The organism is Paractinoplanes pyxinae (assembly GCF_026626335.1).
Classification (GTDB): domain Bacteria; phylum Actinomycetota; class Actinomycetes; order Mycobacteriales; family Micromonosporaceae; genus Actinoplanes; species Actinoplanes pyxinae.
The window spans coordinates 100,661-117,159 of sequence record NZ_JAPNTZ010000004.1; the positions used below are offsets into that span (position 1 = coordinate 100,661).

11 protein-coding genes and 1 pseudogene are annotated in these 16,499 nt (G+C 73.0%); 10 read left to right on the forward strand and 2 right to left on the reverse strand.

Annotated features, from left to right (window positions below; translation table 11 throughout):
* Positions 1-14 precede the first annotated feature (14 nt).
* The 10 genes and pseudogenes from OWR29_RS11680 to OWR29_RS11725 all read left to right on the forward strand — a co-directional run bounded on the left by OWR29_RS11680 (position 15) and on the right by OWR29_RS11725 (position 12,703).
* Positions 15-416, forward strand: a complete 402-nt coding sequence (locus OWR29_RS11680) for an SAV_6107 family HEPN domain-containing protein (protein WP_267563248.1) — start codon at positions 15-17, stop codon at positions 414-416.
* A 458-nt stretch (positions 417-874) separates the two neighbouring features.
* Positions 875-1,517, forward strand: a pseudogene (gene imuA', locus OWR29_RS11685) (DnaE2-dependent mutagenesis accessory factor ImuA'); the annotation flags it as partial.
* Between the two features lie 1,158 nt (positions 1,518-2,675).
* Complete coding sequence (locus tag OWR29_RS11690; RefSeq protein ID WP_267562717.1) at positions 2,676-4,478, forward strand: DNA polymerase Y family protein; 1,803 nt, start codon at positions 2,676-2,678, stop codon at positions 4,476-4,478.
* A gap of 8 nt (positions 4,479-4,486) precedes the next feature.
* Positions 4,487-7,846 (forward strand): error-prone DNA polymerase, encoded by a 3,360-nt coding sequence (locus OWR29_RS11695; protein ID WP_267562718.1) that lies wholly within the window; start codon positions 4,487-4,489, stop codon positions 7,844-7,846.
* A 35-nt stretch (positions 7,847-7,881) separates the two neighbouring features.
* Positions 7,882-8,259, forward strand: coding sequence for an SSI family serine proteinase inhibitor (locus tag OWR29_RS11700; protein WP_267562719.1), 378 nt, complete (start codon positions 7,882-7,884; stop codon positions 8,257-8,259).
* Between the two features lie 32 nt (positions 8,260-8,291).
* Entirely contained in the window at positions 8,292-9,026 is a 735-nt protein-coding gene (locus OWR29_RS11705; RefSeq protein ID WP_267562720.1) for a methyltransferase domain-containing protein, read from the forward strand.
* Between the two features lie 31 nt (positions 9,027-9,057).
* Positions 9,058-10,233, forward strand: coding sequence for an alkaline phosphatase family protein (locus tag OWR29_RS11710; RefSeq protein ID WP_267562721.1), 1,176 nt, complete (start codon positions 9,058-9,060; stop codon positions 10,231-10,233).
* A gap of 36 nt (positions 10,234-10,269) precedes the next feature.
* Positions 10,270-11,565, forward strand: coding sequence for a DNA polymerase IV (gene dinB, locus OWR29_RS11715; RefSeq protein ID WP_267562722.1), 1,296 nt, complete (start codon positions 10,270-10,272; stop codon positions 11,563-11,565).
* Between the two features lie 100 nt (positions 11,566-11,665).
* Complete coding sequence (locus tag OWR29_RS11720) at positions 11,666-12,052, forward strand: SCO2097 family morphological protein (RefSeq protein ID WP_221376132.1); 387 nt, start codon at positions 11,666-11,668, stop codon at positions 12,050-12,052.
* 189 nt (positions 12,053-12,241) lie between these two features.
* Entirely contained in the window at positions 12,242-12,703 is a 462-nt protein-coding gene (locus OWR29_RS11725) for an STAS domain-containing protein (RefSeq protein ID WP_267562723.1), read from the forward strand.
* Positions 12,704-12,762: 59 nt separating this feature from the next.
* Here the strand turns inward: OWR29_RS11725 and OWR29_RS11730 are convergent, their stop codons facing one another.
* Both OWR29_RS11730 and OWR29_RS11735 read right to left on the reverse strand, forming a co-directional pair.
* Entirely contained in the window at positions 12,763-15,204 is a 2,442-nt protein-coding gene (locus OWR29_RS11730) for a transglutaminase TgpA family protein (protein ID WP_267562724.1), read from the reverse strand.
* Positions 15,201-16,499 (reverse strand): DUF58 domain-containing protein, encoded by a 1,299-nt coding sequence (locus OWR29_RS11735; RefSeq protein WP_267562725.1) that lies wholly within the window; start codon positions 16,497-16,499, stop codon positions 15,201-15,203. The genes OWR29_RS11730 and OWR29_RS11735 overlap by 4 nt, the downstream gene beginning before the upstream one ends.

Here is a 16,499-nt window from a genome sequence, read left to right on the forward strand (position 1 = left end):
CCGTGCCGGCGCACATGCTGCCCCAGCGCACCCCCGCCCAGCTGCTCGCCATCGCCCGTGAGGGCCTGGCCGAGGCGGCGCGCACCAAGCCCGACGGCCTGCGTTACGCGGCGGCTCATCTGGCCGCCCTGCGCGCCGCGGCCGCCGTGCTCGCGGCCCGCGCGAGGCCCGCTCCGGCCAGCCGCCGCAGCCGGGTCACCAGCGTCTGGTCGCTGCTGGTCATGGTGGCTCCCGACTTCGGCGAGTGGGCCAACTACTTCGCCCTGGGCGCCTCCAAGCGCGCCGCGGCCGAGGCCGGCATCCCGCGCGTGGTCAGCCCCCGTGAGGCCGACGACCTCCTGCGCGCCGCCGAACAGTTCGTGGCCGTCGTCGAGTCCGCCCTGGGCCTGACCTACCAGCCCCCGCTGGCCGCCTGATCTTCCCCCACGCCTCGCCGGCCGACCCGGCGAGCCCGTGACCCTCCCGGCCGAGCGCTCGCCCCAACTTCGGCGAGCGTCCCGTCGTCATGCCCGCAAACGTCTCAAGCGGCCGTAACGGCTTACAGCCCCACGAAAGGCGGTGTGCACGTGCGAGCGGCAACGGTCGATGTTCTTGCCGGTCGCTCCTTGCCCATGCGCCTGGCGGGGGCGGATCTGGTCGGTTCGGCGGTCGTGCGGTGGTGGGTGAGTGGTTCTGGTGAGGGCGGCTGAGGTCGCTCAGAGGTGGCGAGGTTCGTGTGTGGATGGCGATGGCTTCGGAGGTGGGGGAGTGCGGGGCGGCTGAGGAGCCGGTCCGGGTGGTGGCGGAGAACGGGTGGACGGCCTGAGGAAGGAGGCCGGGGCCGGGGGGCTCGTGGCGAGCCGGCGGGAAACTGAGCAACAGAGCGAGGCAACACATGGCGGGACGCATGATCAGCGGTGCGGCCGCCCTGGCTGAACTGGTTCGGGCGGCGGGTGAGACGGAGACGGCGGGTCTGCACCGGACGCTTCCGGTGGCGCCCGAGCTGAGCTCGTTGCTGCCCGGTCACGGGCTGCGCCGCGGGAGCACCGTCGCGGTGTCGGCCGGGCGGTCCGCTACTGCCGCCGGTGGGACGTCTCTGCTGCTGGCGTTGCTGTCCGAGGCTTCGCGGACGGGTTCCTGGTGCGCGGTGGTCGGTGTGCCCTCACTGGGCGCGATCGCGGCCGCCGAGAGCGGCGTCGCCCTCGACCGGCTGGCCCTGGTGCCCGACCCCGGACCGGAATGGCCTACCGTGGTCGCCGCCCTCATCGACGGGGTCGACCTCATCGTCCTGGCCGTTCCCGGCGGCGTCTCCGCCTCGATCGCCTCCCGCCTGGTGGCCCGGGCCCGCCAGCGCGGCAGCGTCCTGGTCCCGTACGGCGAATGGTCCGGCGCCGACGTCACCTTGCGCGTTCTCGAAGGCCGCTGGGAAGGACTCGACGAAGGCCACGGCCGCCTGCGCCGCCGCCAGGTGCGAGTCCTGGCCCGAGGCCGCGGCGCCGCCGCCCGCCCCAAAGAGATCACCATGTGGATGCCCGGCGTCACCATCCGCCCCCTGACCCTGCCGCCCGCCCCCGGCCACCCCACCTCCACCGACTCCACCATGGACCGTCCCGCCCGCCCCCACCTGCCCTCCGTCCCCACCGCCGCTCCACCACCCCCTTCCCCGGCGGCCGACACCGACCGTCCGCGGCGGTCGACCCCACCGCCACCTGCTGCCGTTGCCTCGCAGCCTTCGCAAGGGGCCGACGTCGATCGCCCGTTGCGGCCGGTCTTGCCGTCATCTGCTGCCGTTACTTCGCAGCCCTCGCGGTCGGTCGACACCGATCGCCCGCCGCGCCCGGTCTCGCCCTCACCCGCTGCCGTTGTCTCGCAGCCCTCGCAGCCCTCGCAGTCGGCTGGCGCTGATTGCCCGCTGCGAGCGGTCCCGCCGTCACCTGCTGCCGTTGCCTCGCAGCCTTCGCGGGGGTCCGACGTCGATCGCTCGTTGCGGCCGGTCTTGCCGTCACCCGCTGCCGTTGCTTCGCAGCCCTTGCGGTCGGTCGACACCGATCGCCCGCCGCGCCCGGTCTCGCCCTCACCCGCTGCCGTTGTCTCGCAGCCCTCGCAGTCGGCTGGCGCTGATTGCCCGCTGCGGGCGGTCCCACCGCCACCCGCTGCCGCTGCCTCGCAGCTCTCGCAGCCTTCGCAGGGGTCCGACGTCGATCGCTCGTTGCGGCCGGTCTCGCCGTCACCCGCTGCCGTTGCCACGCGGCCTTCGCCGGGGGCCGACGTCGATCGCTCGTTGCGGCCGGTCCCGTCGTCACCCGCTGCCGTTGCTACGCAGCCTCCGCAGGAAGCCGACACCAACCGCCCGTTGCGGCCGGCGGCGGCAACCGCTGCGGCGTCGCAGTCGTCTCCGGGAGCGGCTGATCGTGCGTTGCGGCCGGCGTCGGACACGGGCTTGCCGGTGTCGTCGGTCCCGGGGGCGGGGTCGGATCGTTTGCAGGGATCGGTCAGGCGTTCCGCGGGTGATTCGCGGCAGTCGTCTTCGGTGGGGGCGGATCGTGCGGTTCAGCTCGTTCTCGTTCCTCCGGTCGGGGAAGCCGTTGTCGAATCCGATGTGGAGGGTGAGCGGGCGCCGGCGGTCGTGGAGGAGAAGTCTGATCGCCGGGCGGCGGTGAATTGAGGTGGCTTCGGGGGGTGTGGGTGGGCGGACCATGTTGCTGTGGTGTCCGGACTGGCCGGTGGTTGCTGCGGAGATCGTGCTGGGGGTGACGGCGGCTCAGCCGGTCATCGTTTTGCACGGGAATCGGGTGATCGCCTGCTCGGAGGCGGCCCGGCAGGAAGGCGTACGCCGGGGGTTGCGGCGCCGGGAGGCGCAGAGCCGATGCCCGCAGCTCACCGCCGTCGAGCACGACCCGGGGCGGGACGCTCGGGCCTTCGAACCGGTTGTGGCCGCCGTCGAGGAGGTGGCGGTCGGGGTCGAGGTGATCCGGCCCGGCGCTTTGGCGTTCGCGGCGCGGGGGCCGTCCCGGTACTTCGGCGGGGAGGAGGCCGCGGCCGAGCGGATCGTCGAGCAGGTGGCCCAGGCCTGTGAGGTGGAAAGCCAGGTGGGCATCGCCGAGGGGGTGTTCGCGGCGGGGCTCGCGGCCCGCGGCGGCCGGGTGATCGAACCCGGTGGCACCCCGGCCTTCCTGCGCGCCCAGCCGATCGAGGCGATCGAGCGGCCCGAACTGACCGACCTGCTCAAACGGCTCGGGCTCAAGACGCTGGGCGAGTTCGCGGCGCTGCCGGCCGGGGACGTGCTGACCCGGTTCGGCTTCGACGGCGCGCTCGCGCATCGGCTCGCCGCGGGGCTCGACCATCGGCCGCTCGCGGTGCGCCGGCCCCCGCCCGACCTGGAGGTTTCCGAGACCTACGACGAGCCGCTGGAACGGGTCGACGTGGCCGCGTTCGCCGGGCGGGCGCTGGCCGAGCGGCTGCACGACAAGCTGGCCGCGCACGGGCTGGCCTGCACCCGGCTGGGCATCGAGGCGGTCACCGCCAACGGGCAGGAACTGCACCGGGTCTGGCGGCACGACGGCACGCTCACCGCGGCCGCCATCGCCGAACGGGTCCGCTGGCAGCTCGACGGCTGGCTCACCGGCGCCCGCCGCGGCGCCCCCGCCCGTCCGACGGCCGGCCTGGTGCGTCTGCGGCTGATCCCGGACGGTGTGCTCGTCCACCTTGGACTGCAGCCCGGCCTGTGGGGCGACGCCGGCGCCGAACGCGAGCGCGCCCACCGCGCCTTCAGCCGCGTGCAGGGTCTGCTCGGCCCCGAATCGGTGGTCACTCCCGTGTTCAGCGGCGGCCGCAACGCCGACGACCAGATCCGCCTGATCCCGTGGGGCGACGAACGCGACCCGCACCGCCCCGCGGCCCCCCACGCCGACCCGGTCCCCGGCATCAAGACCCACCCGGTGCTGGCCTTTCAGAACGACGTACGCGGTGAGCACCCGGCCGGCGCCGCTCGGGAGTTGCGCCTCGTCGACCACGGAAGCCCGGCCGAAAGGCTCGTCGACCATGGAAGCCCGGCCGAAAGGCTCGTCGACCACGGAAGCCCGGCCGAAAGGGAGGACGAGAACAGCGTGACCGTGGTGGCGGTGCAGCCGGTCGGCCGGCGGCGGAAGCGGGCAGCGAAGCCCCCCGCCCTGCCGCCCTGGCCCGGCCGACTGCCCAAGCCGGCGCCCGCACTGGTCCCGGCGCGCCCTCTTCCCGCGGTGGTGCTCGACCAGGACGGCAACCCGGTCGGCGTGAGCGCCCGCCTGGAACTGACCGGCGCCCCGGCCGCCCTGATCATCGAGCGGACCCCGCCCGTGGCCATCACCGGCTGGGCCGGCCCGTGGCCCGTCGAGGAACGCTGGTGGGCCCCCGCCGAGTCGCGGCGGCGGGCGCGCTTCCAGGTGGTGCTGGACGACGGCCGCGCCTTCCTGCTGAGCCTGGCCGGCGGTCACTGGGCGGTGGAGGCGATCTATGACTAGGAGCCGGCGTGGGCTTTCATAACCCCAAGATGTCCTGGTCGGACCTCGAGAAGACGCTGTCCGGGGCCAACCAGGAAGAGCGGCACCTGCACCCGGTTGTCGACCCGCTGGCCATCGACGGGGACGGCGGCGATTCGCCCGCGTGGTCGCGGAAGCGGCAACCCTACGAGGCTCCAGCCCTGGTTCGGCGTGAGCACGTCACCCCGTACGCGGAATTGCACTGTCACACGAATTTCAGCTTCCTCGACGGCGCCAGCCACCCCGAGGAGCTGGCCGAGGAGGCCGCCCGCCTGGGCCTGAACGGGCTGGCCGTCACCGACCACGACGGCTTCTACGGCGTGGTCCGGTTCTCGCAGGCCGCCCGCGAGCTCGGCCTGCCCACGATCTTCGGCGCCGAGCTCTCGCTCGACCTGAGCAAGCCGCAGAACGGCGAGGCCGACCCCGAGGGCCGCCATCTGCTCGCCCTGGCGCACGGCCATGAGGGGTACGCCCGGCTGGCCGCCGTCCTTTCCCGGGGTCAGCTGGCCGGCGGCGAGAAGGGCAAGCCCGAGTACGGCGATCTGGAGGACATCGCCGAGACCCTGCGCGACCACGTGCTGATCCTCACCGGCTGCCGCAAGGGCCCGGTTCCGTCGGCGCTGGCCACCGGGGGTGTCGACGCCGCCGCGGCCGAGCTCGACCGGCTGGTCGCCCTGTTCGGCCACCCGAACGTCGCGGTCGAGCTGACCTCGCACGGCGACCCGTACGACGACGACCGCAACGACGCCCTGTTCGCCCTGGCCCGCAGCCGCCGGCTGGAGGTCGTCGCCACCAACAACGTGCATTACGCGACCCCGGCCCGCCGCCGGCTCGCCACCGCCCTGGCCGCGGTCCGCTCCCGCCGCAGCCTGGACGAGATCGACGGCTGGCTGCCCGCGGCCGGCGCCGCCCACCTGCGCAGCGGCGACGAGATGGCCCGCCGGTTCGCCGCCTATCCGGGCGCGGTGGAGGCGGCCGCGATGTTCGGCGAGGGTCTGGCGTTCGACATCGAGCTGATCGCCCCGCGCCTGCCCGACTTCCGGATCCCCGAGGAAGGGCACACCGAGATGACCTGGCTGCGCGAGCTCACCATGCGCGGCGCCCGCGACCGCTACGGCCCGCCCGAGGCGCATCCGAGGGCGTACGAGCAGATCGAATACGAGCTCCGCATGATCGACGAGCTCGGCTTCCCCGGCTACTTCCTGGTCGTGTACGACATCGTCCGCTTCTGCTGGGAGAAGAAGATCTACGCCCAGGGCCGGGGCAGCGCCGCCAACTCGGCCGTCTGCTACGCGCTGCGCATCACCAATGTGGACGCGGTCGCGCACAACCTGCTGTTCGAGCGCTTCCTGGCCCCGGAAAGGGACGGCCCGCCCGACATCGACGTCGACATCGAGTCGGACCGGCGGGAAGAGGTCATCCAGTACGTCTACGAGAGGCATGGCCGCGAGCACACGGCCCAGGTCGCGAACGTCATCTCGTACCGCCCGCGCTCGGCCGTGCGTGACATGGCCAAGGCTTTCGGCTTCTCGCCGGGCCAGCAGGACGCCTGGAGCAAGCAGATCGACCGGTGGGGGAGTGTGGCCACGGTCGACGTCGAGGACATCCCGGCCCAGGTGGTCGAGTTCGCCAACCAGGTGCAGAATTTCCCCCGCCACCTGGGCATCCATTCGGGTGGCATGGTGATCTGCGACCGCCCGATCATCGAGGTCTGCCCGGTGGAGTGGGGACGCATGCCGGGCCGCACGGTGCTGCAGTGGGACAAGGACGACTGTGCGGCAATTGAATTGGTCAAATTCGATCTGCTGGGCCTCGGCATGTTGTCGGCGCTGCGGTACGCGTACGAAATGATCGAATCGGATCTGGACATCTCCACCATGGACCTCACCGACGACGAGGTCTACGAAATGCTCTGCCGGGCCGATTCGGTCGGCGTTTTCCAGGTGGAGAGCCGCGCCCAGATGGCCACCCTGCCCCGGCTCAAGCCGCGCGAATTCTACGATCTGGTGGTCGAGGTGGCGCTGATCCGCCCGGGCCCGATCCAGGGCGGTTCGGTGCACCCGTTCATCCGGCGCAAGAACGGCCTGGAACCGATCACCTATCCGCATCCGCTGATGCGCAACGCGTTGGAGAAGACGCTCGGTGTGCCGCTTTTCCAGGAACAGTTGATGCAGCTCGCGATCGATGTGGCCGGCTTCGACCCGGCCGAGGCCGACCAGTTGCGCCGGGCCATGGGCTCCAAGAGGTCGGTCGAGAAGATGGAAAGAATCAAGAAGCGCCTGTACGAGGGGATGGCCGCGAACGGGATCGTCGGTGAACTCGCCGACGACCTGTTCCTGAAGCTTTCCGCCTTCGCCAATTACGGCTTCCCCGAGAGCCATTCGATGAGCTTCGCCTATCTGGTCTACGCCAGCGCCTGGCTGAAGCGGTATCACCCGGCCGCCTTCTGCGCGGCGCTGCTCAACGCCCAGCCGATGGGTTTCTATTCGCCGCAGTCGCTGGTCGACGACGCCCGCCGGCACGGGGTCGAGGTGCGCCGGCCCGACATCAATCTGAGCGACGCCAAGGCCACCCTCGAGTCGACGCCGAAGACCCGGTGGGGCGCTCTGCCCGGCGAGCCCCCGCATGCCTGGGGCCTGGGTGGCCCGGCCGTGCGCCAGGGTCTGGCCAGCATCCGGACGCTCGGCGAGGACCTGGCCGAGCGCATCGAGCAGGAGCGCCGCGCCAATGGCCCGTACACCGGGATGACCGATCTTTCCCGCCGTACGGGATGCTCCACCACTCACCTGGAGGCGCTGGCCACCGCCGACGCCTTCGCCGGGTTCGGCCTCACCCGCCGCGAGGCCCTGTGGGCGGCCGGGGCGGCCGCGCAGGACCGGCCCGACCGCCTGCCCGGCACGGTGACCGGCACCGACGCCCCGATGCTGCCCGGGATGAGCGCCGTCGACGAACTGGTGGCCGACGTCTGGGCCACCGGGTTGTCGCCCGAGACGCACCCGGCCCAGTTCCTGCGGGCCGAGCTCGACCAGGCCGGCGCGATCCCGATCAACAAGCTGGGCCGGGTCGAGGCGGGCACCCGCATCCGGGTCGGCGGAATCGTGACGCACCGGCAGCGCCCGGCGACCGCGGGCGGCGTGACCTTCGTGAACCTCGAGGACGAGACCGGGATGCTGAACGTGACCTGCTCGCCGGGGTTGTGGCAGCGCTACCGGCGGGTGGCCCGCACCAGTTCGGCGCTGATCGTGCGCGGCCGCCTCGAGAAGTCGGCCGAGAACGTGCTCAACCTGGTCGCGGACCGGCTGGAGGCGCTCACTCCGCCGGTGTCGCCGGCCTCCCGCGACTTCCGCTGAACATCGCTTTCGCCCGATTTTGTACCTTTAGTGGCATGCTCCCGCTTCTGCTCGCCGCAGCTCTGATCGGGCCCGTGCCCGATCCGCCGCCGTACGGCGCCCCGCCGCGCCCGGCCGACAACCAGATCACGCTCAGCTACCAGGCCCAGGCCGGCTTCGCCATGGCGGTCAAGCTCACCTGCGACCCGCCCGGCGGCGGCCACCCGCGCGCCGTCCAGGCCTGCGCCACCCTGGAGCGGGTCGACGCCGACCCGAGCCGGATCAAGCGCGCCTCGACGCTCTGCGTCCTGCTCTACCAGCCGGTCACCGCCACCATGACCGGCACCTGGCAGGGCCGTCAGGTCAGCTGGACGCACCGCTTCGGCAACACGTGCGACATGCGCCGCGCCACCGGCGACCTGTTCCGGTTCTGAGAGCCGCACCCGCCTGCCGTTACTCTGCCCGTGTGGAAAAGACTGCGCGCCCGCTCGTCTCCGCCCGCACCGCCGCCGTCTGGGCGGTGCTGCGCCGTGAGCTCGACCGGCACGCCGGCCGTGAGCTGACCGTCCTCGACGTCGGCGGCGGCACCGGCGGCTTCGCCGTCCCGCTGGCCGAGGCGGGGCACGCCGTCACCGTCGTCGACGCCAGCCCCGACGCGCTGGCCGCGCTGACCCGTCGTGCGGCCGACGCCGGGGTGGCCGACCGGGTGCGGGCTGTGCAGGGCGACGGCGACGCGCTGGCCGGCCTGGTCGCTCCGGGCAGCGTCGACCTGATCCTCTGCCACGCCGTGCTTGAGGTCGTCGACGACCCGGCCGGGGTGGTCGCGGCGATGGCCGGGGCGCTGCGGTCCGGCGGGGCGGTCAGTGTGCTGGTGGCGGGGCGGGCGGCGGCCATCCTGGGCCGGGCCATCAACGGGCATCTGCGGGCGGCCGGCGCAGTGGCGGCCGATCCGCAGGGCCGGGCCGGGGTGAAGGACACGCTGCGCCGGCGCTACGACGCCGGCAGCGCGACCGCCCTGCTCGAGACGGCCGGTCTGACGATCGAGCAGACCCATGGCGTACGGGTCCTGGCCGACCTGCTGCCGGCGGCGGTGGTCGAGGAGGATCCGCAGGCGCTGCTCGACCTCGAACTCGAGCTGTCGTCGCGCCCGCCGTTCCGCGACATCGCCTCCCAACTGCACCTGTTCGCCCGCAAGCCGTGACCGCCGCGCCGTCCGACGCCGGGCGATCCGCGTGACCGCCGCGCCGCTGGTCGTGCCGGCCGACCATCTGCCGCCGTCGGCGTTCGAGCCGGTGCGGCCCGCGTACGGGTCGGGCAGCCTGGCCGACGTGCTGCCCAGCGTTTCAGCGGTGCTGGGCGTTCCTGGCGCGCACGACGCCTTGGGGCTGCGGGCCGAGCTCGACGGGATCGAGCGGATCGCCGTGCTGCTGGTCGACGGGCTCGGCGCGCATCAGATTCCCCTCATTTCCCCGTACGCCCCGGTCCTGGCCGATCTGGCCGGGCGCTCGCGCACGTTGACCGCCGGCTTCCCCTCGACCACCCCGGTCAGCCTGGTCACCCTGGGCACGGGGGCGCCGCCGGGCGCGCACGGCGTCCTCGGCTTCACCACCAAGCGGCCCGACGGGCGGATCCTCAACCACATCCAGTGGAAGCACGACCCCGACCCGGCGCAGTGGCAGCCCGTGCCGACCCGGTTCGAGCTGGTGGCGGCGGCCGGGGTCGAGGTGACCGTGGTCAGCCTGCCCGAGTTCGAGGGCAGCGGGCTCACGGTCTCGGCCTATCGCGGGGCCTCGTACGCGCCGGCCAGTGACGCGCTGGCCGATCACATGCTGACCGCACTGGCCGCCGCCTCCGGCCCGGCCCTGGTCTATGGGTACTACGCCGACCTCGACCACTACGGCCACGGCGACGGCGTCGACTCGCCCCGCTGGCGGCAGGCGGCCCGCGACGTCGAGGCGCTGCTCGACCGGCTCGTGCACGGCCTGCCCCAGCGGTCGGCGCTGCTGGTCGTGGCCGACCACGGCCAGCTCAATGTGCCGTCTGACGCACGTTTCGACATGGCCGACATTCCGGATCTGCAAGACGGGGTGGTGGCGGTCGCCGGCGAGCCCCGGGTCCGCTACCTGTACGCCGCGCCGGGCGCGCTCGACGACGTGCTCGCGGCCTGGCGGGGCGTCTTCGGCGACGCGGCCTGGGTGCTGTCCCGGGACGAGGCGATCGACGGTGGGTGGTTCGGGCCGGTGCCGGCCGATCACCGGGACCGCATCGGCGACGTCGCCGTGATCTGCCAGGGCCGCACGATCGCCCTGGCCGGCGGCTGGGAGCCGCCAACGGTCGGGCGCCTGATCGCGTACCACGCCTCGGTCACCGCGGCCGAGATGGAGATCCCCCTGCTGCTCGCGCGCTGATCCGTTTTTGTCAGGGGGCCGGGCTAGCCTCCTGACGTGGGACGCAGCCAGGCACTGCCCAAGGGGCGCGACCCGCGCTTCGGCCCGGGCGCCGACGACGCGGGCTGCGACATCCTGCACGTCGACATGGACGCGTTCTTCGCCTCGGTGGCCGTCCGGGCCCGGCCGGAGCTGCGCGGCCGGCCGGTGATCGTCGGCGGCGTCGGGCCGCGCGGGGTGGTCAGCTCGGCCAGCTACGAGGCCCGCCGGTTCGGCGTGCGCAGCGCCATGCCCACCGCCCGGGCCCGGGCCCTGTGCCCCCGCGGCATCTTCCTGCCGGTCGACGGGCCTGCCATCGGCGAGGCCTCCCGGGCCGTCATGGCGATCTTCCGCGACGTCACACCGCTGGTCGAGCCGCTCTCGTCCGACGAGGCGTTCCTCGACGTGTCCGGCGCCCGCCGCCTGCTCGGCGCCCCGACCGAGATCGCCCACCTGATCCGCCGCCGCATGCGCGACGAGCAGCAGCTCACCTGCTCGGTCGGCGTCGCCCCGACCAAGTTCGTGGCCAAGCTCGGCTCCACCCGGGCCAAGCCCGACGGGCTGATCGTCGTCCCGGCCGGCCTGGTGCTCGAGTTCCTGCATCCGCTGCCGGTCGACGCGCTGTGGGGCGTCGGCGAACGCGCGGCCGAGACGCTGCGCCGCCTCGGCCTCACCACGGTCGGCGAGATCGCGCACGCCCCGGTCGGCATGCTGCGCGGCGCCCTGGGCGAGGCGGCCGCCGCCCACCTGCACGAACTCTCCTGGGGTCGCGACCCGCGCGGGGTCAGCCCCGAGCGGGAAGAGAAATCCATCGGCGCCGAGATGACCTACGACACCGACGTGGCCGACCCCGCGGTGATCCGCAAGAGCCTGCTGGCCCTGGCCGACAAGGTCGGCGCCCGGCTGCGCGGGGCCGGTGTCGTCGGCCGCACGGTGGCGATCAAGGTGCGTCTGGCCGACTTCCGGACGGTCAACCGGTCCCGCACGGTGCACACGAGCACCGATATGTCCCGTGAGATTTTTGAGATTTCCTGGGCGCTGTTCACCGCGCTCGGCGCCCGCGAACATATTCGCCTGGTCGGGGTCCGGGTCGAGGGCCTGACCCCCGCTGCCACCACATCGCGGCAGCTCAGCCTGGGTGAGCCCGAGCGTGGCTGGCGCGAGGCGGAGGCCGCGCGCGACGCCGTCATCGCCCGTTTCGGTCCCGCCGGCCTCGGTCCGGCCAGTCTTTTGGGACGAAGCGACCCACGCAGAACCGAAAATCACCCGCACTCGGCGGTCGTCCCGCTTTCCGACCCGCCAAGCCCCTCGTAGACTTGCTCGGTAAGGCAGCCAACGGCTGTCCCGCGCCACTTACCTTAGTGTCACCCCGACCCCGCCTGGGGGGTTGGATCTGCGCCCGGGGAGGAATGCCGTGCCGCTCTCGGAGCACGAGCAGCGGCTGTTCGATCAGATCGAGCGGTCGCTTGCCGAGGACCCCAAGTTCGCCTCGGCTGTGCGGGCCAGCGACCCGCGTTTTCACGCGCGACGCCGGCTCCTCGTCGCCGCGTTCGTCATCGTTCTCGGCCTGGCACTGGTCGTCTACGGCACGGTCAGCCGGACCACGCCGCTGGGCGTCGCGGGCTTCGTCGTCATGCTGGGCGCCGCCGCGTTCGCCATGCAGTCGCGCCGCAAGGGCTCGGCGCCCGACCTGCAGGCAGTGGGGGGCACGGCCACCCGCCGCACCCGCCAGACCCGCAAGTCCGGCTTCCTCGACCGGCTGGAGGACCGCTGGCGTCAGCGGCCCGAGGGTCACCGCTGACCGAACATCAGGCCCGCGGCTGACCAAGGCACCACCCCCAGCCGCGGCACCTGCACAAGCTCTTCGATGGCGGCCGCAGGCCGCCATCGGGCTTTTCCGCGTGCCAAATTGGCGTCTCCGCTAGTCCTTTCGGCCCATCCGGGTCACGATGAACGGTGGAAGCAGGCCAGCTCACCGTCAGGGGAGAGCATGGACGCCAGGGGAACGCCGGCACCGCGCGCCATCACCCGCGCCTCGTCCGAGCACGGTGACGCGATGCTGTCCGCGCGCGGCGCCTTCGACCGCGACAACCGCAACGAGCTGATCAGCGTCGTCGAGGCGAGCTTCGCCGACGGGCACCGCACGGTCATGCTGGACGTCTCGCAGGTCACCTTCATCGACGCCTCCGTCGTGAACGCCCTGGTCAACTGCGAGGAGGACGCGCGGGCCCAGGGCCGTACCCTGCGCCTGCTGAACCCCGGCCCGGCGACGGCGCAGATCCTGATCGACACCGGCACCTTCACCGCCCTGTGCGGCTACCGCCGGGGCGGGGACGGCGCCACGGCGCAGCGCACAGTCCGGTCGGTGACCCGGCGGGACGCCGTGATCGACCGCGCCTACCAGGTGCTCGCCGCCTCCCGCCGCATGGTCGAGGACGTCCGCGAGTTCTGAGCGCAAAGCGACGATGCCGCCCCCTCACACGGAGGGGACGGCATCGGAAAGCCCGCGGCTCAGCGACCGCGGTGCGGCAGCAACCGGCGCGGGCTGGCCTTGGCCAGAACGTCCCGCAGGCGGCCGCTCACGGTGACCAGCCGGGCCGAAGCCTCGGCCAGACCGAGCCGCCAGCGCATCAGCACCGACGGCGGCATCAGAACCGCCGCCAGCCGCGTACGCCGGTTGGCCGACCGGGCCAGGCCCTTGCGCACCCGGGTCAGGGCCACGGTGAGCTCGCCGCCCTCGAGCGGCTTGCGGGCGTAGCGGGCCTTTTCCTCAGCCGTGCCGAGCAGCGTCGCCGCCGTGGCCGGCTCCTCGAGCAGCACCGCGTCGGTGATCAGCCGCTGGGCGGTGACCCGCGGCGTCTCGCTCGGGTCGATCGGGATCCGGAAGTCGACCATGGTGTCCATCAGCTCGTCCCACGCGGCGTGCGCGTCGGCCCTTGCCTTCACGGTCTCGGCCGTCACCACGATGTCGCCCGGCCCGTCCAGCGACCGCACCTTGGGCGCCTTCGGGGCGGTGACCGCGTGCCGGTGCCGCCGCAGCAGGACCCGGCGCAGGGCCGGCACCAGCAGCAGGACGAGCAGCAGGGCGATCAGGCCGATGATCAGGAAGGCCGTGCCGGACAGGACACCCGTCCCCGAATCGGCCGAACCGGCCGTGCTCTGGTCGCTGAAGTCCGGGCGGTCGGGCCGCTCGACGCCGCCCGCGGCCGCCGACGGGTCGGCGTCCGGCACGGCCGCCGCGCCCTCGGAAGCCGTCGAGGTCGGCTCCGGCAGGTCGACGTCGGGGGCGTAGTCGGAGCGGGCCGCGCCGGCCACGTTCGCCGCCGGGGTGGCGTCGAACGGGATCCAGCCGAAGCCCTTCAGGTAGATCTCGGTCCAGGCGTGGGCGTTGCGGTTGGTGATGACGTAGCTGTCGCCGTCCTTCTCGCCCCGGGTGAAGCCGAACGCCACCCGGGCCGGGATGCCGGCGTCGCGGGCCATCCAGGCCAGCGCGGCCGCGTACTGCTGGCAGTAGCCGACCTTGGTCTGCAGGAACGACGCGATCTCGGAGCTGTTGGCGATCGGCTGCGTCGACAGCCGGTAGGTGAAGCCGTTCTTGGTCGAGAAGTGGTCGTAGAGCGCCCGCACCTTGTCGTAGTCGCTCTGCTTGCCCGCGGTAAGCCGGGTGACCAGCGCCGACACGGTGGGGTCGTCGGGGTGGCTGGTGTTGCGCTTGACGATCGGGTCGTCGGGGTTCAGCCGCTCGGCCTGGCGCAGCATCTGGGGGGTGTACCGGGCCCGCACGTAGTCGAAGCTGAAGGCCACGTCCTTGGTCGACCGCCGGTTGGAGTAGACGACCTGCTGGTTGTCGTCGAAGAACCAGCCGTTCTCGAGCCCGTCGAGCCCGATCGTGTTCTGGTAGACCGGCAGCATGCCCTGGGCCAGCTTGTCGCTGATCTGCACCTCGGCCCGGTGCTCGGCGAACGCGCCACCCGCGGTCGACGTGCGCGGGTCGGGCAGGCCCTGCGCGATGTTCTCGCCGCTCGGGTTGGTGCTGCCGAAGCCGTTGGTGGTCAGCTGGTCGGCCACGCCGAAGCGCAGGTAGTAGGGGGTGCTCTCGTCGGTCTTGAGCCGCACCAGGTCGACCTCGTCGGCCTGGCTGAGCTGGCCGCTGAGCGAGGCGAACAGGTTGATCCGCCCGCCGGTGCCGTTGCCCGGGCCGACGCCGACACCCGAGCCGCTCTGGGTGAGCTGTGAAAGCAGCCCGCCGCTGATCGTGGGCACCAGCAGCGGCAGCAGCACGGCCGCGACCACGCCGATGACGCCCAGGCGGCGCCCGGCCGCGGCCAGCGGCGAGGGCTCCCACACGTCGACGTCGCGGCCGTCGCCGGTGAACCGGCGGCCGAACCGGCGCACCCGGTCGATGTTGTCGCTGACCAGCAGCCACAGGAAGCCGATGGCGCCGACGATGAACGGCAGCACGGGCACGCTGTCGACGTAGACGGCGACCGGCACCGAGTAGATCGCCAGCATGGGCAGGCCGGCCAGGGCCGGCTTGCGCGCCACGACGGTCAGCAGGTCGACCGCGATGGCCACCGACCCGATCCCGAGCACCGTGACGAACAGCAGGCCGTCGCGGTCGGGCACGGGCACGCCGTACGAGCGGGTGTCCTGCCCGGCCTGGGTGAACAGGTCGGCGAAGTGGCCGAACGTGGACGGCGTGGGGATCAGGAACTCTTCGCCGCTGGGGAAGAGCCAGGTCAGCGTCAGCAGCAGCACCACGATCATGCTGAGCGCCTGGGCCCAGGCCGGGAACCGCAGCGTGCGGGCCCCGACCGCGGCCCCGGCGATCAGGCCCACGGTGAGCAGGCACTGCATCAGCCAGGTGTAGCTGTCGAAGATCGACGAGATGGGCGCGGCCGCGAGCAGGGTGGCCCCCGCCGCGACGAGCCCGAGACGGCGCCGGCCGCTCATCGGTTCACTCCACTCACAGTCTCGGCCATGGCCGCGCGCCACGCGAAGCCGCTCGAGCCCCGCGCCGCCGCGGGCCACAGCGCGGGCAGCGTCGACCCGTGCACGACCGGCACCGAACGCCAGCCGCTGTGCACCAGGGCGAGGGCCGCCGCGGAATGCTCCCGGTCGGATTCCTGCCGCTCGCCCGGGCTCAGGTTGACCCAGGTCGAGCTGTCGATGGCGAAGCCGATGCAGGTGGCGCCGTTGCCCCGCAGCTGAGCCAGCAGCTCGGCCTCGGGCACGGTCAGCGCGCCGAAGATGCCGATCACCAGGCCGCCGTCGGAGCGGCGGCGGACCTGTTCGACCAGCACCGAGATGTCGCCGTTCTGGGCCAGCTTCACGTCGGCCAGGGTGTCCAGGATGACGCCCTCGCCGGTCGTCTCGGCGGCGTCGATGTCGACGCCGGAGCCGGTGACCATCCGCAGCTTGTAACCGGCCGCCCGCAGGTGCATCGAGATGCTGGCGGCGGCCGAGACGGCCCACTCGAAGCTGGCCGTCGGGCCCTCGCCGCGGTGGGCGTAGACCCGGGTGTCGAGCACCACGGTGGCCCGGCTCTCCCAGGGCTGCTCCTCGCGGCGGACCATCAGCTCGCCCGTGCGGGCGGTGGACCGCCAGTGCACCCGGCGCAGGTCGTCGCCGCGCCGGTACTCGCGGGTGGCGGCGTCGTCCTCGCCGTGCACGGCCACCGACCGGGCACGGCTGTCGCCGGTGCCCGCGTACTCGCCGGCCAGCCGGACGGCCGGCAGCGTGACCACCTGGGGGATCACGGTGAGCCGGTCGACGCTGGGGAACGAGCGGGTCAGCTCGCACAGGCCGAACGGGTCGGTCAGCCGGATCACCAGCGGGCCGATCGGGTAGCGGCCGCGCACGTCGGCCCGCACCGTGTAGGCCACGCTGCTGGCCTGGTGGGCGCCGAGCCTTTCCAGCACCACGCGGGGCCGGCTGCCCAGCGCGTACGGCAGCCGGTCCTCCAGCAGCAGGGTGCCGGTGGGCAGGCGGGACATGTTCTGCAGGCGCAGGATCACCCGCGCGCTCGAGCCGACCGGGGCCCGGCCGGGGTCGAGCGAGCGGGTGCAGGCCAGCTTGTAACGACTGCGGCCCACGTACGCGGCGGCGAGCAACGGCAGCGCGGCCAGCAGGATCGCCACCCGCAGCAGGTCGCGTTCGCCCAGGATGATCGCCGAGATGCCCGCCGCGGCGGCCGCCGCCAGGAACGACCGGCCGCGCGTGGTCAGGCCGCGCAGGGCCTCCCGCAT

Bases quoted from the DNA above. Each gene is read 5' to 3' on its own strand.
- OWR29_RS11735 (WP_267562725.1), bottom strand. From the start codon at position 16,499: ATGCGGGAGGCCCTGCGCGGCCTGACCACGCGCGGCCGGTCGTTCCTG.
- OWR29_RS11690 (WP_267562717.1), top strand. From the start codon at position 2,676: ATGTTGCTGTGGTGTCCGGACTGGCCGGTGGTTGCTGCGGAGATCGTG.
- OWR29_RS11680 (WP_267563248.1), top strand. From the start codon at position 15: ATGCTGCCCCAGCGCACCCCCGCCCAGCTGCTCGCCATCGCCCGTGAG.
- OWR29_RS11700 (WP_267562719.1), top strand. From the start codon at position 7,882: ATGCTCCCGCTTCTGCTCGCCGCAGCTCTGATCGGGCCCGTGCCCGAT.
- OWR29_RS11730 (WP_267562724.1), bottom strand. From the start codon at position 15,204: ATGAGCGGCCGGCGCCGTCTCGGGCTCGTCGCGGCGGGGGCCACCCTG.
- OWR29_RS11725 (WP_267562723.1), top strand. From the start codon at position 12,242: ATGGACGCCAGGGGAACGCCGGCACCGCGCGCCATCACCCGCGCCTCG.